The 22945-nt window shown below is 38.0% G+C and carries 22 protein-coding genes; 9 read left to right on the forward strand and 13 right to left on the reverse strand.

What is annotated here, in order from left to right; all coding sequences use genetic code 11:
• Positions 1–72: 72 nt before the first annotated feature.
• Together purD and BQ9859_RS07125 are read right to left on the reverse strand one after the other, a co-directional pair.
• Positions 73–1311: a phosphoribosylamine--glycine ligase gene (gene purD / locus BQ9859_RS07120; RefSeq protein ID WP_075877526.1), complete on the reverse strand. Its 1239-nt coding sequence runs from the start codon at positions 1309–1311 to the stop codon at positions 73–75.
• Positions 1312–1458: 147 nt separating this feature from the next.
• Positions 1459–1782, reverse strand: coding sequence for a cyclic-di-AMP receptor (locus BQ9859_RS07125; protein ID WP_075877527.1), 324 nt, complete (start codon positions 1780–1782; stop codon positions 1459–1461).
• A 155-nt stretch (positions 1783–1937) separates the two neighbouring features.
• On the opposite strand from BQ9859_RS07125, the gene BQ9859_RS07130 reads away from it, so the two are divergent.
• Genes BQ9859_RS07130 through BQ9859_RS07140 form a run of 3 tightly spaced genes read left to right on the forward strand, consistent with a single transcriptional unit; the run spans position 1938 to position 4033 of the window.
• Complete coding sequence (locus BQ9859_RS07130; protein ID WP_075877528.1) at positions 1938–2795, forward strand: patatin-like phospholipase family protein; 858 nt, start codon at positions 1938–1940, stop codon at positions 2793–2795.
• Between the two features lie 21 nt (positions 2796–2816).
• Positions 2817–3581 (forward strand): threonine/serine exporter family protein, encoded by a 765-nt coding sequence (locus BQ9859_RS07135; protein WP_075877529.1) that lies wholly within the window; start codon positions 2817–2819, stop codon positions 3579–3581.
• Between the two features lie 2 nt (positions 3582–3583).
• Entirely contained in the window at positions 3584–4033 is a 450-nt protein-coding gene (locus BQ9859_RS07140; RefSeq protein WP_075877530.1) for a threonine/serine exporter family protein, read from the forward strand.
• 104 nt (positions 4034–4137) lie between these two features.
• Here the strand turns inward: BQ9859_RS07140 and BQ9859_RS07145 are convergent, their stop codons facing one another.
• Positions 4138–5406: an aminoacyltransferase gene (locus BQ9859_RS07145; RefSeq protein WP_075877531.1), complete on the reverse strand. Its 1269-nt coding sequence runs from the start codon at positions 5404–5406 to the stop codon at positions 4138–4140.
• 226 nt (positions 5407–5632) lie between these two features.
• On the opposite strand from BQ9859_RS07145, the gene BQ9859_RS07150 reads away from it, so the two are divergent.
• Complete coding sequence (locus BQ9859_RS07150; protein WP_075876680.1) at positions 5633–7216, forward strand: IS1182 family transposase; 1584 nt, start codon at positions 5633–5635, stop codon at positions 7214–7216.
• A gap of 164 nt (positions 7217–7380) precedes the next feature.
• On the opposite strand, the gene BQ9859_RS07155 is transcribed toward BQ9859_RS07150, so the two are convergent.
• Positions 7381–8067, reverse strand: a complete 687-nt coding sequence (locus BQ9859_RS07155) for an AT hook domain-containing protein (protein WP_075877532.1) — start codon at positions 8065–8067, stop codon at positions 7381–7383.
• 138 nt (positions 8068–8205) lie between these two features.
• Here BQ9859_RS07155 and BQ9859_RS07160 point away from each other — a divergent pair, with 138 nt between their 5' ends.
• Entirely contained in the window at positions 8206–9246 is a 1041-nt protein-coding gene (locus tag BQ9859_RS07160) for an HNH endonuclease (RefSeq protein WP_075877533.1), read from the forward strand.
• Between the two features lie 57 nt (positions 9247–9303).
• On the opposite strand, the gene BQ9859_RS07165 is transcribed toward BQ9859_RS07160, so the two are convergent.
• The 3 genes from BQ9859_RS07165 to yabP are packed head-to-tail and all read right to left on the reverse strand — an operon-like array spanning position 9304 to position 10326.
• A complete protein-coding gene (locus BQ9859_RS07165; RefSeq protein ID WP_161941287.1) occupies positions 9304–9624 on the reverse strand; it encodes an FtsB family cell division protein in 321 nt (106 codons plus the stop codon).
• Complete coding sequence (yabQ, locus tag BQ9859_RS12915; RefSeq protein WP_075877534.1) at positions 9587–10027, reverse strand: spore cortex biosynthesis protein YabQ; 441 nt, start codon at positions 10025–10027, stop codon at positions 9587–9589. Before yabQ ends, BQ9859_RS07165 begins: the two co-directional genes overlap by 38 nt.
• The gene (gene yabP / locus BQ9859_RS07175; protein ID WP_075877535.1) at positions 10027–10326 is read right to left on the reverse strand and encodes a sporulation protein YabP; all 300 of its coding nucleotides are present in this window, start codon (positions 10324–10326) and stop codon (positions 10027–10029) included. Before yabP ends, yabQ begins: the two co-directional genes overlap by 1 nt.
• A gap of 137 nt (positions 10327–10463) precedes the next feature.
• Between yabP and BQ9859_RS07180 the strand changes: the two genes are divergently transcribed.
• The 3 genes from BQ9859_RS07180 (at position 10464) to BQ9859_RS07190 (ending at position 14277) form a co-directional block, all read left to right on the forward strand.
• Positions 10464–11939 carry a sodium-dependent transporter gene (locus BQ9859_RS07180; RefSeq protein ID WP_075877536.1) on the forward strand — a complete coding sequence of 492 codons (1476 nt, stop codon included), beginning with the start codon at positions 10464–10466 and terminating at the stop codon, positions 11937–11939.
• 458 nt (positions 11940–12397) lie between these two features.
• Positions 12398–12946, forward strand: coding sequence for a CPBP family intramembrane glutamic endopeptidase (locus tag BQ9859_RS12530; RefSeq protein ID WP_161941288.1), 549 nt, complete (start codon positions 12398–12400; stop codon positions 12944–12946).
• A 62-nt stretch (positions 12947–13008) separates the two neighbouring features.
• A complete protein-coding gene (locus tag BQ9859_RS07190; RefSeq protein WP_075877538.1) occupies positions 13009–14277 on the forward strand; it encodes a replication-associated recombination protein A in 1269 nt (422 codons plus the stop codon).
• Positions 14278–14295: 18 nt separating this feature from the next.
• On the opposite strand, the gene BQ9859_RS07195 is transcribed toward BQ9859_RS07190, so the two are convergent.
• The 5 genes from BQ9859_RS07195 to BQ9859_RS07215 all read right to left on the reverse strand — a co-directional run bounded on the left by BQ9859_RS07195 (position 14296) and on the right by BQ9859_RS07215 (position 19998).
• On the reverse strand, positions 14296–15069 hold the full coding sequence (locus BQ9859_RS07195; protein ID WP_202613462.1) for a copper homeostasis protein CutC: 774 nt from the start codon (positions 15067–15069) through the stop codon (positions 14296–14298).
• A gap of 18 nt (positions 15070–15087) precedes the next feature.
• Entirely contained in the window at positions 15088–16041 is a 954-nt protein-coding gene (locus BQ9859_RS07200) for a glycosylasparaginase (protein WP_075877539.1), read from the reverse strand.
• A gap of 3 nt (positions 16042–16044) precedes the next feature.
• Positions 16045–16458, reverse strand: a complete 414-nt coding sequence (locus BQ9859_RS07205; RefSeq protein WP_075877540.1) for a DUF1810 domain-containing protein — start codon at positions 16456–16458, stop codon at positions 16045–16047.
• Between the two features lie 91 nt (positions 16459–16549).
• A complete protein-coding gene (locus tag BQ9859_RS07210) occupies positions 16550–18271 on the reverse strand; it encodes an ABC transporter ATP-binding protein (protein ID WP_075877541.1) in 1722 nt (573 codons plus the stop codon).
• Positions 18268–19998: an ABC transporter ATP-binding protein gene (locus BQ9859_RS07215; protein WP_075877542.1), complete on the reverse strand. Its 1731-nt coding sequence runs from the start codon at positions 19996–19998 to the stop codon at positions 18268–18270. The genes BQ9859_RS07210 and BQ9859_RS07215 overlap by 4 nt, the downstream gene beginning before the upstream one ends.
• Before the next feature lie 160 nt (positions 19999–20158).
• Between BQ9859_RS07215 and BQ9859_RS07220 the strand changes: the two genes are divergently transcribed.
• Positions 20159–21049, forward strand: a complete 891-nt coding sequence (locus BQ9859_RS07220; RefSeq protein ID WP_075877543.1) for an ROK family protein — start codon at positions 20159–20161, stop codon at positions 21047–21049.
• A 172-nt stretch (positions 21050–21221) separates the two neighbouring features.
• On the opposite strand, the gene BQ9859_RS07225 is transcribed toward BQ9859_RS07220, so the two are convergent.
• Positions 21222–22922, reverse strand: a complete 1701-nt coding sequence (locus tag BQ9859_RS07225; protein WP_075877544.1) for an ammonium transporter — start codon at positions 22920–22922, stop codon at positions 21222–21224.
• Positions 22923–22945 lie beyond the last annotated feature (23 nt).

The following is a 22945-nucleotide window of genomic DNA, read 5'->3' on the forward strand; positions in this document are numbered from 1 at the left end:
TCCTTCTATATTTCCCTAATCATATCTAGTAAATCATATTATTGTTCCTATTTCTGTCGATATATGGCCATTTTATGCATTCATATCTTTCTTTCCAATATCATTACGATAGAATAGACAATCACAATTAATTTTCTTTACTTCCGCATATGTCTTTGCGTATGCTTCTTCCAATGTCTTGCCTTCACCTACAACGATCAACACACGGCCGCCGTCTGTTACTAAATGGCCGTCCTTCCATGCAGTCCCCATATGGTAAATCTGTGCATTCACTTGATCAATCCCTTCGATACATGCACCTTTTGTACTGCTGGCTGGATATCCGCCGGACGCCAGTACGACACCTAACGTGACATCTTTGCTCCATGTAAGTGTGCATTCTTTTTGATCCATGACATCCAATATGACTTGTACAAAATCGCTCTGTAACCGCGGAAGGATCACTTCTGCCTCCGGATCTCCAAAACGAGCATTGAATTCGATTGTCTTGACACCATCTGTTGTCAACATCAATCCTCCATACAAAAAGCCGGTAAATGGTACACCTTCTTTTACCATAGCACTTGCCATTGGACGCATGATCGAATGCATCGTTTCTTCAATGATAGCCGGTGTAATGCGACGAACCGGAGAATATACGCCCATGCCTCCTGTATTAGGTCCCTTATCGCCATCATATGCGCATTTATGATCCTGAGCAATCTCCATTGGAATGACCGTTTCACCGCATACAAAACAAATCAGTGAAAATTCAAATCCGCGAAGACATTCCTCAATCACTACTTTTCCTCCTTCTTGAGCAAAAGCAATGTCCAATGCAGAAATGGCTTCCTCCACAGTTTCTGCAACCGTAACGCCTTTTCCTGCTTTTAATCCATCTTCTTTTACAACAATTGGTGCCCCTTTTTCTTTCACATAAGCAATTGCTGACTCTTTTTCTGTAAAGCTTTGATAAGCAGCTGTTGGAATACCATATTTCATCATGATCTTTTTAGCAAATTCCTTGCTGGATTCTACTTGTGCAGCTGCTTTTGTTGGACCAAATATTTTTAAACCTTCTTTTTCGAAAGCATCTACGATTCCTAAAGCCAATGTGTGTTCCGGGCCAACGATCGTTAGATCGATCTTTTGCTGTTTTGCAAACGCAAGCAGCCCTTCCACATCACTATCACCTATATCCACATTCTCCGCTATTTCTGCCATTCCCGGGTTTCCAGGAGCGGCATAAAGTTTCTCTACCAGCGAACTCTTGCTTACCGCATGAGCGATCGCATGCTCACGCCCGCCTTTACCGATTACCAATACTTTCATCTTGTCACCTCTTACACTCTTTCTCTCCTCCTTATTTTACTTTATTTTTCTATGCTTTACAATCTGAGTAAAGCAGGAAACATGATTTCCTGTCGATCAAAATTTTATTTTTTCATCATAAAAAAACACAGCCGAGGCTGTGCTTTTTTATAATTTTACAAACTGTTCTACATCTACAACAAAGATCGTAGCGCCCCCTACCTGTACTTCAACAGGGAAAGAAGCATAACGGCCAATATCATAAGAAGCTGTGCTTGGAACAACTTCAGTTCGACGACGACTATATTCTCCAATTACTTCGATTGCTCGTTCCACTAAATCATCTTCAGTACCAATGATCAGTGTTGTGTTTCCTGCACGAAGGAAACCACCTGTCGTAGCTAAACGAGTAACTTGATAATTTTCTTTCGTCAATGCACTAGAAACAGCTGGGCTGTCATCATTTGACATGATGGCTAAAATTAATTTCATATTATCACTCCAATCAGTTCTCTTTAAAGTTATTTTAGCACTCTCATTTCACGTTTACAATCGAATTATGTTTTTCACAAGATTTCTCTTTTTTTCACTTCGTTTACATCAAAGAGATTATGCTATAATATACACGCTCACGGAGGTGATCATTTATGAAAACTGGTTTAGTATTAGAAGGCGGCGGTATGCGAGGTGCCTACACCTGCGGCGTATTAGATGCTTTCTTAGATAATGATATTGAAGTAAACGGCGTGATCGGTGTATCTGCCGGCGCATGTCATGCCTGCAGTTATGTTTCAAAGCAAAGGGGCCGTGCTTTCCGCATCACAGAGACTTTTCAACATGATAAACGCTATATGAGCATACGATCTTTGCTCACAAGCGGAGATCTTTTCAACGCAAAATTTACTTATCATACTATACCGGAACAATTAGATCTTTATGATTTTAAAACATTTAATGAAACGAAGACAAAACTATATGCTGTCTGTACAAATATCGAAACGGGAGAACCTGCATACTTTCGTATCATCAATATGAAACAGGATGTAGAATACGTACGAGCAAGCGCCTCTTTACCGCTTGTCAGCAGGATCGTTCAATTAGATGGTCAAAAACTATTAGATGGAGGAATCAGTGACAGTATTCCTCTTCAGAAGTTTCAATCGATGGGATACACAAAAAACATTGTTGTCTTGACTCAATGCAAAGAATATCGAAAGAAAAAAGATTCTTCTTTACCTTTGATTCGTGCATGTTATCGTCATTATCCAAATTTGATCAAAAAAATGGAAGATCGCCATCTTCGTTATAATGCTACATTGGATTACTTGGAGAAACAAGAAAAAGAAGGGAATATCCTGATCATCCGGCCAAAAGAAAATGTTACAATTTCCCGTTTAGAAAAAGATGTTCATAAATTAAAAGGATTGTATGATCAAGGATATGCGGATGCCTGTGAAAGAATAGAAGAAATTCGCAGATTCTTAACTGAAACAAATCATTCATAAATGAAATAAAGGAGAAAGAGCATGACACCAGAACAGCTGTTAAAACTCAGTTCAAAAGCTGGCAAGATTTTACTTGAGAGCGGGGCAGAAATCCAAAGAACAGAAGATACGATCTGTCGTTTATGTGAAGCATTTGGTGTAGACGAAGCAAGCGCATTTGTGATCCCTACCGGAATGTTTCTATCCTTTTCCTACCAGGGAAACACATATTCAAAGATCATGCGTATTCGAAGCAGCTCATTAAATCTAGAGAAGATCAATCTCGTAAATGAATTATCTAGACGATGTGAACGAAATGTGCCTTTCATCGAGGAAGCTTTGGATGAACTGGATCGCATCGAACACGCACAAGAATATAGCTGGCGCATTCTTCGCATAGCAGGAGGCATGATTGCGGCATTCTTTACAATTTATTTTGGCGGTGGTCCAATGGATGCTTGTTTTGCATTTTTTATTGGATGTTTAACACAATATTGTGTACAAGTTTTTGAATACCACCAGATCAATTTCATCGTAAAGATCACTTGTACAAGCGTTGTATTGACTTTTGTCGCATTGATCTTACAAACATTTGGTCTGATTCACAATCTGGATAGTGCGATCATTGGATCTTTGATGCTCCTAGTACCGGGTCTTGCCATTACAAACGCTGTACGCGATTCTATCGGCGGCGATTTATTGGCAGGTATCATTCGCGCCATTGAAGCTTGTCTGATTGCCATTGCGATTGCCTTAGGTGCCGGTATCACTATGAGTATCTGGCTTCCATTATTTGGAGGTGCCTAATTATGTTTTTAAAAATTTTCAGCGCATTGTTCGCAACGATCTTTATTGCGATCCTGTTTCAAGTGCGCAAAGAAAACGTTCTGATCACAGCTATCGGCGGAGGGCTTGGTTCTTTGGTAAATGAATGCATGCTGGCCCTTGGCTGCAGTGCCTTTGTCGCAGTATTTATAGCTTCTATCGCAATCGCTTTCTATAGCGAGATCATGGCACGGGTGCGTAAAGCCACTGTTCCTACTTTTTTGATCAGTGCCTTATTCCCATTGGTTCCTGGTGCGGGCATGTACTATACTATGCTGTATATCGTACACAACGATCTCGATGCTGCGCTTAGTACAGGCATCAATACGTTAAGTACCGCCGCTTTGATGGCATTAGGCATCTTATTTGTTTCGACCCTATCCCGCATTTTATTTCGGACAAAAAACTTATCTAATCATAAAAATATTGTCTAAAAATAAAAGAGACAGAAATTTTTTTCTATTGCTTCTAGATCATAGAAACATGAAAACATTCTGTCTTTTCTTATGTAATCATTTTGAGAAAATACATCTTTGCATTAGGCACGAGTGATCTTATCCTTCATTTTGTGTAATGATTGGTACAGCCAGTAAATCTTTGGTGCAATGTTGCATTGAAAATCTCCTAACAGCTCAACGACGTCTGCATGAAATCCGCGTTTAAACAAGTACACACCATATTCCTCGCTATTTTCATCAAAGGTTCCGCTGATGCCATAAAAATTATATCTAGGGATCCCCTTCTGAATTGCATATCGGATAATTTCCCATTGAATTGCATAAGATCCTTTAAAGCGTTTAAAAGTATCATCACTGCCGCTAAACAAATAAACGATTTCCATCGGATAAATAACAAACAATGCTGCAGCCAAAGGAATTTCTTTTCCATATTTTTCTTTTAACTCAATAGCTTCTTTCACTCTTTTTTCATGTGCAGCAATCAAATCACGTGTAGAGCGAAGACGGCGTTCATTTTTCTGTGACTGCGGATTTTCTGCGAGCAATGCGCATAATTCTTCTTCTTTCTTTTTTAACTCTACAAGATCTTTTTCATTTCTATCACGATAATCTTCTGTATCTAAATAAGCATATAGAACTTTTTTATGTTCTTTGAATTCTTTATAAAAATATTGATAATATGCCACATCCGGATTTTGAAAATGTCGGCGATTTCCTGTTAAATTGACCATATGGTATAAAATATCCAGCTCCTCATAAGCAAGCTCTCTTACTTTTACACCAGTTTTTATCGTATTATTTACATTCTGCCGGGTTTGACTGTGCATTTGCTTCAAAACGTCTGCGTCTTTTTTTCCTGTTAATGGCAAGACGGATATCCAACGCGGTTCATAATTATTATCAATTTCTGTACGGAAACCAAGATGATGAAAACCATATGACTGCAACAATTGAATCAGATCATCTCTTTTTGGTGTGCCTTGTTCCACGCTTCCATCCGGCAAATGTTTTTGATATTCTGCATATGGATCCATACGAACATACATACATTTATTTCTTTTTAAATATTTACGCAGTTCTGATAAAAAAAACTGGAGCAGATCTGTATTATCATAATCGATCAAGAAACCGCGCAGAATCATATAGACACGATAACCTAAAAACACTTTTTGTGAGTGTAAGGATGCAGCTGCTATTATACGATCATTTTCTTCTACACCGACATACTCTATTTTCCATCCTTTATCCTGGCGCATATGTGCCATTTCTACTGATTGCCAGAAATTAGCTTTTGGATAGTTATTGAAAAAATCAGTATATTTTTTTTCAGTTAATTCCACAAATTGCATAACGGCCTCCTAAAAAGCGAATTTTCTTTTTACCTATTTCTTTTATTTTAACACATAATCTATATGATAATCGTTTTTAACAACAAATGCAATTAAAATTAGAGCAATACAAACGGCATATGGTCCCAATAGATGAAAGAGGCTGTAACGAATAAGGAATAGCCAAAAATAAAAAATGCATCTAATCTCGAAAGAGAAAGGATGCATTTTTTGGTATAATTTAGCTATGAAAAACATCGAAGTGTTAGAGCTAAATCATTCCTATTTGAGCAATAGGAATTATACCGCATTTCAGATGATTTTACCACTGGATTGTGAAAAAAAGATCGATTCTTCTGATCCGGTGTACAGTTTTCTTGAAGTGATGGAAGGAGTCAACTGGAACAAATATCTTGATCACCCTGCTCACAGAGGGCGTGAAGAATATAATCCCTTCAAGATGATCAAAGTCATCCTGTTTGCGTTCATGAATCATATTTATAGTCTAAGAGATATTGAAAAAAGCTGTAGAACAGACATCCGTTTCATGTTCTTGATGCAGGAGGAAACGCCAAGTCACATGGCATTTCATCGTTTCATCCAAAAGTATTTAAAATATGACATCCAATTCATTTTTAGAGATATATTTGAATCAATTGAGATATTAGATCCGTCAATTGATCATGATACGGTTTATATTGATGGAACCAAGCTTGAGGCCAATGCCAACAAGTTTACTTTCATCTGGAAAAAGACCGCAATCAAAACAAGAGATAAAATATTCACTCGATTAAACGAATGGGTCAAGAAACTGGGTGATCGTATTGAAGCATCTCAAAAAGAGGAGTGGACAATAAAAGACATAGAGAATATGGCTAACCAAATTTTTCATATCGTTGAACAAGAGGGAATCACTTTCATTTATGGAAAAGGTAAGCGAAAAAGCCAGATTCAGCGTTATTATGATGAATTGATGAAATACAAAGAAACACTGCAAAACTGTTTGGAAAGAATTGAACTATGCGGACCTGACAGAAACAGCTGTTCGAAAACAGACCACGATGCAACGATGATGCACATGAAAGAGGACCATTACATGAAGACAGGAATCTTCAAGGCAGGATACAATGCACAGATAGCAGTAAGCAGCGAATATATCCAATTGGCTTGTATCTATCAGGATAGAACCGATCAAAAGACATTTATCAAATTTCTTGAAACATTCAGAGCACTTTATAACAGGATGCCTAAAACAGTAGCAGCGGATGCAGGATATGGATCCTATGATAATTATTTCTTCTGTTTAGAAAATGATATGGAAGCCTATATCAAATATATGATGTATTCAAAAGAAAAAGAAACGAGCTACAAGAAAAAAACATTCATCAAATCAAACTGGAACAGAAATGGAAATGGAAGATATATCTGCCCGGCAGGACATGAATTTGGCTGTATCAATGAAACGGTTGATAAGAGAAGCAAATATTATCGAATCAATCAAACGCACAGTTGTGGCAAATGCACGGATTGCCCACTCAAATCTCAATGTACGAAAGCCAAGGGAGATCGAACGATAAGCGTGAATCCGATACTTGAGGAGTTTGAAAGAACAGCGAGAAAAAAACTAAATAGCGAAGAAGGAATCCATCATCGAGTGCAAAGATCCATACAAAGCGAAGGAGCATTTGGAGTGATAAAAGAAGATTATGCTTATGACAGATTACATAGGAGAAGCATCAAAAATGTAGAAATGGAGTTCCTGTTGGTGTGCGTAGGCTTTAATCTGATGAAATATCATAACAAAAAAACAAGAAAAAAAGCACAAGCATAAATAATGTTGATGGGTTTTCCACAATAGGTGTTTTCATAATGCCAAAAAACAGGGATAATTGGGAGAATTGAAACAATTTCAAAGTAAAGAAAAGAAAAAAGAGGTCGTAACCTCAATAGACAGATTCGTTTAATTAAAATCTTCTATTTCGTTACAGCCTCTTATTAAATTTTTACGATATTTCCTTTTTTATCTGCCAAGATAACACTCATATGCAGACGCTCTTTTACATTTTGCGGAATTTCTTGCCATTGTCGCCGGTAAGAAGGAGAATCGTTGAACGCTATGCTATAATCTGCGTTTTCATCATCCATCTGTCGAATAATTTCACTTAATTTTACAGGCAAAGGCTGTTTTCTTCCACGTTTGATTCCCTGCACATTGATGATCCACCGTTTCTGATCATGATGTGCGCGAATAATTCCTTTTTCTTCTGTATACTCCCATCCATGTTCACTCAACCATGACTTCAATATGGCACATAAATCCTGTGTAGAATGTTTCAGCTTCGCTTTACGAGTAACCGCTTTTTCTTCTTCACTTTTTGCTGGACGTCCTCTTTTTTTATCTGGATAAAGACGGTCTCTTCCTTGTATTTCCTTTACATAAAATCGAATTGTTAAATGTGAACCAAATCCTGTTGCCCCTTTTGGGTGTTCCAAGATTTCATCACCTACCAGCATTTGTTTATACATCGCTTGACAGCACGTTGGCATAGTGGCATGATTAGGCGATATTTCTTGATGTAATTGCTTGGAACTGATATCAATAAATTCTTCTCCCTGATCATGTGCGCTTTCTTTCTTTTTTGACAATTCCTCCATATAATCCTTGATTCCCGGTCCCTTCATTCGTAAACACCTTCCTTTTATGGTTACATTGTAAAGGTTTCACTTTGTCGAAAACGCTCAGAATATGCGAGTGATCTACAAAATATCTGTCTTGGCTTCTCACTTATCATGTATAATGAAAACAAAGGATGTGTATCTATGGAAAAGTCTTATCTGAAACATATACTTGCATTATTAGACAATTATGAAATTCGCGGCATCAGTCTACAGCAAGCTGTAGATGATCTATATGCACAATTACGGACAGAATCCAATAAATACCCTTCTAAAAAGAAGCTGACAGAAGATCTAAACAAGATCATAGATGCAGGAATGATGCATAAATTAACTCGAGGATATGATGTTACCCCTAACGCAACGATTTTTGCACATTGTATGACTCATTCCCTTTTAGAAGATCTTTCATTATTTGCTTGCATATTCAGCAACAATAACCGACACCCTTTATTAAAAGAATGCTTGTTTCGCGGGCCAATCACTAAGGAACAATTAAAAGATATCCTTCCAGATTTGTTGTTTGATATTGCATTGCAATGCCGCTTATTTACCCCTTTATCGAACGGCTTGCTTTCCATTCCGAATATGATCTTACATGACTGCATTCGAATTGCAAATGAATATGAAGAAAATATTCGATCCCCCTTAGTGTCCCCAACTATTCTATGTTACTACTTAAAAACAATTTACCCAACCGCAAAAGAGGGTTGGAAGAACAAAGATAAAGCAATCATACCTTACCCTTATCTTTCTGAAATATTGACCATACTTCCCAAACGCGGCATCCCAAACAACCGTGATGAATCCAAACAGCTGCAGTCATTCTACAAAGATACATTGTTTCATGAATTTGACCATTGTTGTCCGATTTGCAATATTCATCTTCCACACATGCTGATAGCTTCCCATATCAAACCATTTCGTGATTGTGCACACCTATATGAACCAATTGATAACAACAATGGATTGTTGCTTTGCAGGAACCACGATTATCTTTTCGATCAAGGCTATATCAGTTTCGCAGATAATGGGAAACTCTTGGTTTGCAAAGAACTCAAAAAAGAAACAGATTATGCAAAAACTTACAGCCTCCCTGCTGACTTTCAACTAGAAGAACGCTTATTAAGTGATGAACGACGATTATTTCTTCAATATCATCGAAAAAATATCTTTCAACATTAAATCACAGTCTGGCAAACAAAAAAATACAGCGGGATCTCATATTCGTCCGGCTGTATTTTATGAGTTATCTTCTGATGCTTTGTCGGATGTCGGTAATTTAAAAACTTGTTCTCCATCTTTTGTTACTAAATATTTTCCTCGCACCATATATTTCAGGTACTCTGGATCTTGCAACTTTTCTTTCTGATCGGTCAATGTTTCTTTTACATCTTCCAGTTTTGAAATCTCTGTTTTATTTTGGGAAATCTGATCTTTCAGCTGAAACATATTGAACACATCTTTTGCACAGCTTACCAACATAGCAATGGAAACAGAAGCCATCAGCAAGCATAAAAAGACCCTAGCTGGCATCGTTAACGTTCGTTTTCTTGCTGTCATGCGCATCCCTCCATTTTAGCCGTCTTAATCGGTTTGTGTTCTTTTTAATTATACCAATCATATGGGATTTCGCAATAGAAATTTTTGTAATTCTTTTATGGATAAAATGGCGTATAACAGTGAAAAAATGATAAAAAATCATAAAATAAAAACAATAGTAAAGATAAGCTCCAAGCAAGAAAAATAAGAATAGGTAAAAATTAGTTACAGCACCATTTAATTGCAATAATCCTGCGAACAGCAAAATGCTCACAAGCGCGTGATATACGATCTCGCAAACAGAAGTCAGCAATGAGCGACGATGATATTGTGTCAGTGTTTGTAAAAAAGAAAATCCAAACGCATACAACCAACCGCATAATAAATGAAACAATATAACTTGAATTTGTGTTGCTAATAACATTATTTAAATAATCGTGCAAACAGGGAGGTTCGTTCCTGCCCTTTTTTATTTGATAAATAATTAATAGAATCAATATTTCCCTTTATGATCAGATCCCCGTGCTCTGTATCTAATTTTCCTAAAGATAGATCTTTTCCGTTGATCAGCATCCAGCCCAATGTAGTTTCTAATAAAAACTCATCTGAATCAAAACTATCAATCTGTTTGACTCCGCTTAATTCCATCGTCTTTCTGTCTTTGATCACTACATGATGATAGGGGTTTGTTTCAAATCGTAAAGGATTCACACTTTCTTCCATAGCTCTCCTCCTTTCATTCATCTATATGCACGATCTTCCTGCATATATGCCTTATTTCATATAGTTGCCATTTGTGCTCATTGACATGCTTTTCAATACCATATATGATAATTTTTAGTACAGATAGGAGTGTTAATGTGAATTCTAGAGAAAAATTTTCTTCCCGAATAGGTTTTCTGCTCATCTCTGCCGGATGCGCAGTTGGTCTAGGGAATGTGTGGCGCTTTCCTTATATAACAGGACAATATGGAGGGGCTGCTTTTGTAATCATTTATTTGTTCTTTCTGGCATTGCTGGGATTACCGATCATGACAATGGAATTCTCTGTTGGGCGTGCTTCCCAACGTTCTGCAGCCAAATCATTTGAATTATTGGAACCAAAAGGTACAAAATGGCATTGGATCAAGATCATCCCTTTGATTGGAAATTATATGCTCATGATGTTCTATACCACTGTTGGCGGATGGATGATTGCTTATTTTTTCAAAATGGCCAGCGGAGAATTGGCAAATAGTAATGCTGCTGGCGTTAATAATGCATTTAATGCTTTTTTAGCGGATCCTTTTCAACAAGTGCTTTGGATGATCGTTGTTACCTTAATAGGTTTTTTAATTTGTTCACGTGGTTTAAAAAACGGAGTTGAGAAGATATCAAAATATTTGATGAACGCTTTATTTGTCATTATGCTGGTATTAGCAATTCACAGTTTTTTCTTAAGCGGCGCAAAGGAAGGTTTGTCTTTCTACCTGATTCCAGATTTTCAAAGGGCATTAGAAAAATATTCTCTTGGAACAATCATATTTGAAGCATTAGGGCAGGCTTTTTTTACCTTAAGCCTTGGTATCGGTGCTTTGGCAATCTTTGGCAGTTACATTGATAAAGAGCACTCATTGGTCTCTGAAAGCATCAACGTTGTGATATTGGATACGATCGTTGCACTTGTATCCGGTCTGATCATTTTTCCTGCTTGCTTTACTTTTGATATAGATGCCGGCAGCGGACCTGGACTGATTTTCGTCACTTTACCTACAACTTTTAATGCTATGTCCGGAGGACAAATATGGGGATCCTTATTCTTTGTCTTCCTGGCTTTTGCCGCTTTAACAACGATTATTGCTGTATTTGAAAATATCATTGCATTTGCTATGGACTATGGATGGAGCCGACAGAAAGCCGTGATCATCAATCTCATTCTTGTCATGGTTCTCTCTTTGCCTTGTGCTTTTGGATTTAATCTTCTGCAGCACATCCAGCCGTTGGGAATAGGAACGACCATTCAAGATCTGGAAGATTTTATCGTAACAAATAATCTGCTTCCTTTGGGCTCTTTGATGTATCTTCTCTTTTGTACCAGCCGCTATGGATGGGGATGGCAAAATTATATTAAAGAAGTAAACAGCGGAAAAGGCTTAAAACTTCCTTCTATCGCCAAATTTTACATCAGTTACATTCTCCCGTTGATCGTCATTTTGATTTTGTTTGAAGGATACATGGAAAAGTTTGATTTGCCTTTCAGCCTTATCATTCCTTGCTTTTTCTTGATCTATGTTGCTTATATCCTCATACAAGCTTCACTTATAAAAAGGAAGAAAGAAAAACTTACTGATCATTGATTTACAAGTGTGTTGATTCACACTTGTTTTTCTATATACTCGACAAAACATACAGATATCGTTAAAATATAAGAAAATAATTAGAAAGCGGGGAAACGCCCATGTATGAGACTCCAAAAAAAAGATTCACTTTTATAAGCATTTCTGTGATTACTTATATTGCTATTACCTTTTTTATTTCATTGATCCTGTCATCCGCTCTAACTAGAAACTACTATTTTCTATTTCATTATGATTATTTGTTGCTAGCAAGCTATATCTCTATGTTACTTAGCATGGCCATCACATTCCTTATCGTTCGCTTTGGGTATCAAAAAAAAATAAATCCTGATATACATTGGAGGATCCAACAAAAAATTTCAATAAAGGAAATAATCTTTTGTTTCGTATTGGGTTTTGGAATGAATGTTGCCTTCTCACTGCTTTTTAATTTCCTGTCGGAAATTTTTTCGATCCATATGTCTAATAACAATTTATTGATAGCCAATCATCCGCTGATCAATGCGGTTATGATATTTACAGTAGTGATTGCTGCTCCTGTTTTTGAAGAATATTTATTCCGAGGCGTTATCTTATCTGCATTGCGACCTTATGGCAAATGGTTTGCAGTCATCATTTCTTCTGTATTATTTGCTCTATTGCACGGGGCTATATCACAGGCAATTTGTGTATTTCTATTAGGTGCCATCATGGCCTATGTAGTGATAAAAAGCGGATCTTTATGGCTCAGCATTTGCATTCATGTCATCAACAATGCAATAGCGTTACTGCCTAGTTTTATTCATTCTGAACCATTTTCAACTATTTACAGCATTATCCTACTGCTCATCATGATCATTGGTGTCATTTTCTTTATTTATTTCATCACCAAATATAAATCTATCAAGCAGTCTATGATCAGTGCATATGATTATCCCATTGCTTCGTTTTTTAAAAACTGGGCAAGCATCTTATTAATGGTCCTTTTGCTGCTCATCCTAATCGTCAGCTTGTCACAAGCTTTATAATTCGTTTATTTGAATGCCGATAAAGGCATTCTTTTTATGTTAAAATAGGACTGGTGATATGAATGAAAGAACCTCTTGCTTATCGTATGCGTCCAAATCATTTAGATGAAATCATTGGACAGCAACATCTTATAGCGCCAGGCAGCGTATTACGAAGCTGTGTGGAAAAGAAACAATTATATTCCATGATCTTTTATGGTGCACCTGGCATGGGAAAAACTACACTGGCTGTCGTTTTAGCGAACGAAGTCGGTTTGCCTTATCGGCTATTCAACGCTGTAAATGGTACAAAAAAAGAATTAGATTCGCTTTTTTTGGAAGCAAAGATGTTTCCTGGTTTTGTTTTGATCATTGATGAGGTTCATCGTTTAAACAAAGATAAACAAGATCTATTGTTGCCATATGTAGAAAATGGAACGATTACTTTGATTGGCGCTACAACAGCGAACCCCTTGCACAGCATCAATCCTGCTATTCGTTCCCGCTGTCATTTGTTTGAAGTACGCACACCCAGCGAAGAGGACATTTGTGAAGCAATCCAGCGAGCTTTAATTTCTCCCAAAGGCTTAAATCATGCTTTCACTATGACAGAGGAAGCAAAACACTTCATTGCGAAACAAAGCGGCGGAGATATTCGCTATGCGTTGAATCTAACTGAACTGTGTGCGACTTTAGCAGCGGATACGACTATTGATCGAACCTTATTGGAAAGGATCCCTATCGTCGCAAATCAAAAAAGTTTTAAAAGTGACGACGGCCATTATGATTTGGTAAGTGCGTTTCAAAAATCGATTCGCGGCAGCGATGTAGATGCAGCATTGTATTATTTAGCACAATTAATTGAAAGCGGCGATATGGAATCAATAGAGCGCCGACTCTTAGTAATTGCTTATGAGGATATTGGATTAGGCAATCCAGGAGCTGTAGCCCGTACAATACAAGCAATTGATGCTGCAAAAAGAATCGGCTTTCCTGAAGGACGTATTCCTCTCAGCATGGCTGTCATTGATCTATCTCTTTCTCCAAAATCAAAAAGTGCAGAAAATGCAATTGATCAAGCCATACAAACGATCCATCAACAAGCATGCCCAATTCCTGACTATCTTAAATATACTCCAACAGCATTACAAGAGGAAGACCGTTATGATTATGGTATGCCTCAGCTATGGCCGTACATACAGTATTTACCTGACGCAATAAAAGACCACACTTTTTATTTCCCAGGAAACCAGGGCAAATATGAAAAAGCTTTAGCAGAGAATTATCAAAAGCTAAAAAAGATACCTCGTTCGAATAATTTAAGAAAATTAAAGAAAGATTTAAAAAAATGATAAAAAGGAAATGAACTTTTACTTTTCTAAGTCCATTTCCTTTTTTAATTCTTTTACTTCCTGAACCAATTGTTGTACCAATTGTTCATCAACGATGTCATACTCTCTTTCATGCGGAGCTGGTAGATATGCATAACTGACCTGATGATAAAAAGTGGTAGGATCTTCTTTAAAAGATTTACAAGAAGAATGTACTTGATTGATGCCTGTTTTGGAAAATAGTTCTTTCACATTATTTGCATTTACGCCGCTTCCTGCCAGAATTTCAATCTGTTTTCCATAGCGTATCTGTAATTCTCTAATCAAATCAATGCCCTGTATTGCTTTTGCACATTGGCCGCTGGTCAAAACACGATCTACTTTGCATGCAATAAGCTGTTCAATTGATTGAATCGGATCCTTTGTTACATCAAATGCCCGGTGAAAAACAGCTTCTTTTTGATAAGAATGTATTCGTTCTGTCATTTGGTTCGTATATTCTACATTTACGGTTGCATCCGCATGAAGAAATCCAAAAGCGATTCCATCCGCACCGTGATCTAACAAGAGCGCAGCTTCTTCCAGCATGATAAGATATTCCTCTTCACCATAACAAAATCCTGCTGCACGCGGTCTTACCATACAGATGACTTTCAGATCTGTCTCTTTTTTTACCCGTTTTAATACAGCGAGACTTGCTGTAAGTCCGCCCACACTTAAAGCACTGTTCAATTCAACACGTTTTGCCCCGCCTTTTGCTGCGGCAATACAATCTTCATAACTTCCAGTACAGATTTCTACTATGTAATTCATCCTCTTCTCCTAATGCCTCTATTTGATTTCTGTCATACATTCTCTGACATAATTTCTGATCCATTCATCGCTTGCCTGCTCAAAATATGTTTTGCCTTGTATATCTTTTTTTGCTAAAAAAACCGTTGGTTTTAATTGGCTGGTTGCTACGACAAAAGAGAACTCTTCAATATTTGTAGCAACGCCCCATTCTCCTTTATTATTCATTGCAACCAATGACATGTCCCCAGCATTTCCACGTCTTTTTTTCAGTTCTGCATCCAAATGATTTACTGCTTGTTCACAGGCTTCCTGCGGTGTCTTTCCATCTTTCATCAAACGAACAATTTCATAGGATACACAACCTTTCATCACATCTTCTCCTAATCCGGTTGCACAGGCTCCGCCAACAGCAGAATCTACATAAAAACCAGAACCAGGAATTGGAGAATCTCCCACGCGTCCAACATGTTTCATGAACAAACCGCTTGTACTTGTTGCTGCACACATATGTGCATCTTGGTCCAAGCAGACCATTCCCACTGTATCATGACCAGAATAAGGATCCAGTTGTTGCTCCTGCATTTCCTTCACACGTTGATGATAAAAGATTTCCGCACTTTTGGTTAACATATTCTTTCTTTCAAATCCATGCTGTTGGGCATATTTAATTGCACCAGCACCAACCAGAAAATTATTGACTGTTTCTTTAGACAAAGCTTTTGCAATACGGATCGGATTTGCAAAATCTTGAACAGCTCCAACACAGCCGATGCCTAACGTATCCCCATCCATATAACCTGCATCTAATTCTACGACCATTTCTTTATTTGGCAGTCCGCCATATCCTACACTTTTATAAAGAGCAAAATCCTCTACTTCCCGAATTGCTTCCTCGAGCGCATCTCCTGCATATTGGCCATCGATTAACTGCTGATAAACCTGTTGTATTCCCTCCAAAGCCATACGCCAAGTAGCAATGATTCCAATCATTCCTCACTCCCCCTTTAATCGTTCTATTGTCTTTTCATCTGCTTTACCATAGAAATAGTAAAGCAGCACATTGTAAAAACGCTCTTCTTTTGTTATGTACCAAAACAAAGTCATGCAGGATCTTAATTTTAGATCGTCTGGAAAGCCCATAAGCTTCTGAGGATCATGACAAGGCAAAGCCAGCAAGACATCTGTTAATTCTCTCAGTCTGTTTCCTAAAATGGGATGCTGTGCATATTCACAAGCCTCCTGTTTATCTTGTATGCCGTAATAGTCCGCCATGGCACTTCTCCCTAATCCTTTTAATTGCGGGAAGATATACCACATCCAATGGGTTTCTTTTCTTCCATTCATTAATTCCATCTTTGCAGTTTCATACATATTTTCCTGTGCTAGCAAAAAACGGTCTAGATTCATACATTTTATTCTCCTTTCATTATAACAAAACCATAAAATTACTTTATAATTAAAAACTCTTACTAATATACAGTAAGAGTTAAATAAAGAACTAAGAAGCAAACTGGCTGTTGAACAATTGGGTATAAGCACCCTCTTTAGCGAGTAATTCCTTGTGTGTTCCTTGTTCGATGATATTTCCTTGATCCATTACCAGTATCTGATCTGCATCAATGATGGTAGACAAACGATGAGCGATAATAAAACTTGTTTTTCCTTCCATCAACAACTCCATTGCATGATTTACATGCTGTTCGCTTAAGGTATCGATGCTGCTGGTCGCTTCATCCAATATCAAGATATGTGGATTCATCAACAATACTCTTGTAATTGAAAGCAACTGTCTTTGGCCCTGTGACAGGATATTGCTGTTGGCATGTAAAATGGTATCATAACCGTGGTTCAAACGAATGATAAATTCATGTGCTCCGCTTTTTTTTGCAGCGGCAATGATTTCATCACGTGTTGCCTGCGGTTTTCCATAAGCGATATTATCCGCTATTGTGCCCTCAAATAAGTAAGTATCCTGTAAAACCATACCAAACTGGGAACGCAAAGAATCTCGTTTTACTTCGTTGATATTTTGTCCATCTATACAGATACAGCCGCTATTCACATCATAAAAACGCATCAGCAGATTAACTAAAGTAGTCTTTCCTGCACCTGTTTTACCAACAATGGCCACTTTGCTGCCTGCTTTTATATCTAATGTAATATCTTTCATCAGAGGTTTTTTCTCATCATAGGCAAAAGAGACATGGTCAAAGGAAACAGCACCTTTATTTAACATCAGCTCATTGAATTGTTGATCGTCACTTTGCTTTGGCAGATCCATGATCGCAAAAATACGCTTTCCACTAGAAACCGCACTCTGCAATTGTGTCATTACACCGGTAATCTCTGTAAATGGCTTTGAGAATAAATTGGAATACATCAAAAATGTAGAAATGTTTCCGATGGTGATCTGGCCTAAAAAAGCGAGAATAGCACCTACTGCACCAACAATTGCATAAGCGCTGTTCATGACGAAACGTGTGCTCGGATTTGCCAACGAACCATAAAACTGCGATTTTACGCCAGATACATACAATTCTTGATTATATTTCACAAATTGTTTTTGTGCTTGTTTTTCATAGCCAAATGCTTTTACACTACGAATACCGCTTAACATCTCCTCGCTATATCCATTTAATTTACCCAGGATGTTTGCCTGTTCATTAAAATACCGATTGGTGCGTACCGTAATGATCCGTGCCACCAAATAAGTAAACGGTGCAGAAATGACAACGATCCCAGTCATGATCCAATTGATCTGAATCATAAAAATCAGGGTTAAGACAATGGTTGCAGCACCGCTTAACATCGTAGAGAGTGACTGCAAAAATCCGTCACTGATGAAATCGATATCATTGATAAAACGAGAAATAAGATCTCCTCTGGCATGTTGATCATAAAAAGAAACAGGCAATTGTTCTAATTTAGCATACAGCTGTCTGCGTAAGACACTGCAGCTCGAAAAAGCAATATGATTGCTGGCTGCCATCATCCCCCAATTAAAAATCGAATATGCTACATACATAGCGACCAATATACTAATACGCATGATCAATTGTGAGAACTGCATCTGTGCGGTAATATGATCGATAATATTCCCAATCAACAAAGGAGCAGCAACATTCAACAAGACAGAGATAAATGCACAAAAAAGAGAAATAAGCAATGCGCCTTTAAACAACCACAAAAAACCAATTAACCGCTTCAAAGTTTCTTTCATAACCGCATCACCTCTTTTTCTATTTTCTGGGTTTTACATAAGTCTCGATATACAGCACATGTATCATATAGTTCTTCATGCACTCCGGATCCAACTATTTTCCCATCCTGCAAAACAAGGATGCGATCGCTATTCAACAAAGTAGAAACACGCTGCGATACAATGAACTTTGTAGCATTCCCATACTGTTCCCGCAAAGCTTTGCGCAAAGAAGCATCTGTCTTAAAATCCAAAGCACTGCATGAATCATCTAAAATCAAGACGGATGGTTTTCGCAACAATGCACGAGCGATACAGAGACGTTGGCGCTGCCCGCCCGAGAAATTAGCGCCTCCTCTTTCTACTTTTGCATCTAGACCATTTTTAAGATTTTTTACAAAATCTGCAGCCTGTGCATCTTCCAATGCTTTCCAAATTTCCGCATCGCTCACATTCGTATATCCAAAACAGATATTGTCACGAATGGTTCCATAAAATAACTCATTGATTTGTGGAACACTTACGATCTCTTTGCAAATTTCTTCATGTTTTATTGTACGAATATCTTGCCCGTACAAATAAACTGTACCTGCTTGAGGATCATAAAAACGACTGATCAAATGAATCAGTGTTGTTTTTCCAGAACCTGTGCCGCCAATGATCCCTATGGTTTCTCCTGTATGGATCACAAAATTTAAATCAGACAATGCTGCTTCCCCTTCTCCATAAGAAAAGCGAACATTTTCAAAGCAGACAGCTTCTTCTGGTTTTTCATATAAAATTGAGTTGTTCCCATCTTCCATCGTTGCTTCATATTCCAGCACTTCATTTACACGCTGCGCACTTGCCGCCGCTTTCGTGAAGATCACGATCAGATTGCTTAAAGCAACCAATGCCGTCAGGATAGAAGAAGCATAATTGATGAATGCTACAATAACACCTGGCGCAATCGTTCCATCTTGGATCTGCCATACACCTTGATACAGTATAATGATGACTGCCATATTGATCACAAACGCTGTTAAAGGATTTAATAATGCAGATAAACGTGCAATTTTCATCATTTGTTCTTGCAGATCATCTATATTTCTTTCAACTCGTTTCTTTTCTCTTCTCTGCGATACAAAAGCACGAATCACACGAATCCCTGCAAATGTATCTTGTAATACGGAGCCGAACTGATCTAATTTTCTTTGATACTGACGATACAGGGGTGTCGAAAAACGGATAAATAAAAACAGGATCAATGAAATAAAAGGTACCGCGGCAATTAAAATAAAAGATAACCGAAGATCAAGAAACATTGCCATAACAATAGCTCCTATAATAATAAAAGGAGCACGAATGACAAGACGGATCAACATGGCAACTGCCAATTGCAGCTGATTGACGTCATTGCCCAATCGATTCACCAGCGAAGTCGTGGTAAAATGATCGATATCATGATAAGAAAATGTTTGAATATGAGCATATAGACGATTTCGCATATCCGTTCCAAATCCTTGTGAAGCTAGTGCCGCACTATACTGACAAACCATTGAAAAACAGAAACCGACAATCACCATTACGATCATGAGTCCCCCTAATCGTAAAACAACTTGAAAATCATGTTTGACTACACCGTCATTGATCATATAGGCCATGATCGTTGGCAAGATCAATTCCAATACAGCTTCCATTAATTTACAAAAAGGACCTAGAGTACATTGAAGCCAATATGGTTTCAGATATCTTGCTAGTTTACACATGAAAGATCCCCCTTCTTTAGAAATAAATACCATCTTATTATAAACATTTCCCGTTTTATAGCCAAATGAATTTGAGTAATTCTCATTCTTTTTTATTTTGCACGGATAAAACTGTGCTATGCTATAGATAATAATATACGGAATTAAGGAGGAATGAATCATGAAATATGCAATTGCCATTGACATCGGGGGAACAAATACACGTGTCGCATTGATCAATGAAAAATATAGCATCGAAAACCGCGTTCAATTTGCAACTAATCCATCCGATCCTTATGCAACTATTGAAGAGATACGCAAAGCTATTGCCGGCTTTGGAAAAAAAGCAGAGGGTATCGGCATTTCTTGTCCTGGGCCACTCGATCTTCTGCATGGATATATCCTTACGACAACAAATCTGAATAAAGAATGGTATAATTATCCCATTTGCGAAAAGCTGAGCGAAGCAACAAAATTACCTGTATATTTAGAGAATGATGCAAATCTTGCTTGTCTTGCCGAAGCATGTATCGGAAGAGGAAAAGATTATAATTATGTGTCATTTATCACTGTCTCTACCGGTGTTGGCGCAGGATTGGCTATTCATAAACGTATTTATCAGGGTGCTCATGGATTTGCTCATGAGATTGCTCATATCCCGCTTTGGAAAGATGGTCCGACACACGGCTCTATTTATCCAGGAGGAGTGGAAGCTATCTCATCTGGTACAGCTATTACCACACGTGCTAGAAAAGCCGGTTTATCCGTTGCCCATGCTGGAGAAGTCAATGACCTTGCACTCGCCGGCAACGAAGTTGCCATGCAGATCATTGATGATGCGAAGGAATATTTGGCAAATACCATCGCCATCATTTATGCTTTTATCGATCCGGATATCGTCATCCTCGGCGGAAGTGTTGCATTGAAGATTGCCGGATTTGTGGAAGATGTTGAAATGCGTGTAAAATCAAAAGTCTTTTCTACGATCGCTCCTTATGTAAATGTTGTCAAAACAAACCTGAGCGAGGACAGCGGTCTGTTAGGCGGTGCCTGCCTAGTATTCTTGAAATAAAACTCCATTTAACGAATTCTATATTTTGTTCATACAAGTATAGAATTCTTTTTTGATAAAGCAATGGATAAAGATCAAAGCTGTCAAACGGAAAAAAGATCAACTCCCATAAAGTATAAGAGTTGATCTTTTTTGATTGAACGATCAAATTGCTTCACAATAAGAAACAATGTTATTTTTCATCGTATTGCAATGCTTCTTTGCCTTGCTGCCCGCTACTAATACGGATAACATTTTCAACATGATATACAAAGATCTTTCCATCACCCATATGTCCTGTATACAATGCTTTCTTGGCAGTATCCACGATCGTATCCACCGGAATTTCAGAAACTACGATTTCTGCTTTGATCTTCGGCAATAATTGCGGTTCTACTTTTGCACCACGATAGTAGTTTACTTGTCCTTTCTGCACACCGCAGCCCATTACACGTGTAACAGTCATACCGCCGATACCAATTGCATGCATTGCACTTTGCAAACGGTCGAATTTTTCCGGTTTTGTGATGATAACTACTTTGGACATCATCGGCTGCAATGAAACAACTTCTTTGACCGGCACTGCTTCTTCCACTTTGACTGTCTCAGTCGGTTTATCATATGTCACATCAACCGTTGTATCCGGTTTACCGCTGTAAGATTCTGTTTCAAAGCTGAATCCTGCATATGCACTTTCCAAACCATGTTCTAATTTATCCAGACCAACGATTTCTTCTTCAGCAGTTACACGTAAACCTACTGTCTTCTTTATAAGCAGGAATGCAATCGTCATCGTAACAGCCGTCCATGCGCCAACAGCAATCAAGCCAATACATTGTGTAAATAACAGCTGGAATCCGCCGCCATAGAATAATCCTTGTGCCTGCGGCATGGTATCTGTACCACATGCAAACAATCCGACACAGATTGTTCCTAACATACCATTTCCGAAGTGTACGGCAACTGCGCCTACTGGATCATCGATCTTTAATTTATAATCTAACAGCCAAACAAAGAAACATACAGTAAATCCGGATAAGATACCGATGATGCTGGCACCAAAGATATCAACAGCATCGCAACCTGCCGTAATAGCAACCAAGCCTGCCAAAGAACCATTCAATGACATGCTGACATCTGGTTTACCATATTTCAGCCATGTGAATATCATGACTGTGCAAGTGGCTAATGCAGGAGCAACTGTCGTAGTTGCGAAGATTGTTGCCAATTGTAAACCGTTTGTTGCAGCAGCACCATTAAAACCGTACCATCCAAACCACAGAATGAAAACACCTAATGCTCCAATCGTCAAGTTATGTCCTGGAATACCACGAGGTTTTCCATCTTTATCGTATTTTCCGATACGAGGCCCTAACATTTTTGCACCGATCAATGCAGTTAATCCGCCCACGAAGTGAATAGCTGCACTTCCTGCAAAATCATGGAATCCCATTTGCGACAACCAGCCGCCTCCCCAAATCCAATGTGCTTCAATTGGATATACGATCAAACTGATGACAAAACTATAAATACAGTATGACAAGAATTTTGTTCTTTCTGCCATTGCTCCTGAAACAATTGTCGCAGCAGTTGCACAGAATACCAGGTTAAATGTAAATGATGCCCAATCTGTTCCTACAAAATCGAACAATGGATTTTCCCCAAAACCAATCAGACCCATAAAGTCTTGGCCACATAAGAAACTATAACCAAGGATCAAAAAAGCGACTGTTCCTAAACAAAAATCCATCAGGTTTTTCATTAAAATGTTGCCTGCATTCTTTATACGGGTAAAGCCAGCTTCTACCATAGCAAAGCCTGCCTGCATAAAGAATACAAATGCAGCACCGATCAAATACCAAATACCAAAGATTTCACTCAAAATTTCATCCATACAATTCCCTCCGTTCTTATATT

It is taken from the genome of Merdibacter massiliensis, assembly GCF_900155395.1.
Classification (GTDB): Bacteria; Bacillota_I; Bacilli_A; order Erysipelotrichales; family Erysipelotrichaceae; genus Merdibacter; species Merdibacter massiliensis.

Excerpts from the sequence above, each read along its gene's own strand:
- BQ9859_RS07135 (WP_075877529.1), top strand. The coding sequence starts at position 2,817 with ATGACACCAGAACAGCTGTTAAAACTCAGTTCAAAAGCTGGCAAGATT.
- BQ9859_RS07140 (WP_075877530.1), top strand. The coding sequence starts at position 3,584 with ATGTTTTTAAAAATTTTCAGCGCATTGTTCGCAACGATCTTTATTGCG.
- BQ9859_RS07220 (WP_075877543.1), top strand. The coding sequence starts at position 20,159 with ATGAAATATGCAATTGCCATTGACATCGGGGGAACAAATACACGTGTC.
- BQ9859_RS07125 (WP_075877527.1), bottom strand. The coding sequence starts at position 1,782 with ATGAAATTAATTTTAGCCATCATGTCAAATGATGACAGCCCAGCTGTT.
- BQ9859_RS07215 (WP_075877542.1), bottom strand. The coding sequence starts at position 19,998 with ATGTGTAAACTAGCAAGATATCTGAAACCATATTGGCTTCAATGTACT.
- yabP (WP_075877535.1), bottom strand. The coding sequence starts at position 10,326 with ATGGAAGAAAGTGTGAATCCTTTACGATTTGAAACAAACCCCTATCAT.
- BQ9859_RS07145 (WP_075877531.1), bottom strand. The coding sequence starts at position 5,406 with ATGCAATTTGTGGAATTAACTGAAAAAAAATATACTGATTTTTTCAAT.
- BQ9859_RS12530 (WP_161941288.1), top strand. The coding sequence starts at position 12,398 with ATGTCTAATAACAATTTATTGATAGCCAATCATCCGCTGATCAATGCG.
- yabQ (WP_075877534.1), bottom strand. The coding sequence starts at position 10,027 with ATGTTATTAGCAACACAAATTCAAGTTATATTGTTTCATTTATTATGC.
- BQ9859_RS07200 (WP_075877539.1), bottom strand. The coding sequence starts at position 16,041 with ATGATTGGAATCATTGCTACTTGGCGTATGGCTTTGGAGGGAATACAA.
- BQ9859_RS07165 (WP_161941287.1), bottom strand. The coding sequence starts at position 9,624 with ATGACAGCAAGAAAACGAACGTTAACGATGCCAGCTAGGGTCTTTTTA.
- purD (WP_075877526.1), bottom strand. The coding sequence starts at position 1,311 with ATGAAAGTATTGGTAATCGGTAAAGGCGGGCGTGAGCATGCGATCGCT.
- BQ9859_RS07205 (WP_075877540.1), bottom strand. The coding sequence starts at position 16,458 with ATGAATCTAGACCGTTTTTTGCTAGCACAGGAAAATATGTATGAAACT.
- BQ9859_RS07190 (WP_075877538.1), top strand. The coding sequence starts at position 13,009 with ATGAAAGAACCTCTTGCTTATCGTATGCGTCCAAATCATTTAGATGAA.
- BQ9859_RS07225 (WP_075877544.1), bottom strand. The coding sequence starts at position 22,922 with ATGGATGAAATTTTGAGTGAAATCTTTGGTATTTGGTATTTGATCGGT.
- BQ9859_RS07130 (WP_075877528.1), top strand. The coding sequence starts at position 1,938 with ATGAAAACTGGTTTAGTATTAGAAGGCGGCGGTATGCGAGGTGCCTAC.
- BQ9859_RS07210 (WP_075877541.1), bottom strand. The coding sequence starts at position 18,271 with ATGAAAGAAACTTTGAAGCGGTTAATTGGTTTTTTGTGGTTGTTTAAA.
- BQ9859_RS07160 (WP_075877533.1), top strand. The coding sequence starts at position 8,206 with ATGGAAAAGTCTTATCTGAAACATATACTTGCATTATTAGACAATTAT.
- BQ9859_RS07155 (WP_075877532.1), bottom strand. The coding sequence starts at position 8,067 with ATGAAGGGACCGGGAATCAAGGATTATATGGAGGAATTGTCAAAAAAG.
- BQ9859_RS07150 (WP_075876680.1), top strand. The coding sequence starts at position 5,633 with ATGAAAAACATCGAAGTGTTAGAGCTAAATCATTCCTATTTGAGCAAT.
- BQ9859_RS07195 (WP_202613462.1), bottom strand. The coding sequence starts at position 15,069 with ATGAATTACATAGTAGAAATCTGTACTGGAAGTTATGAAGATTGTATT.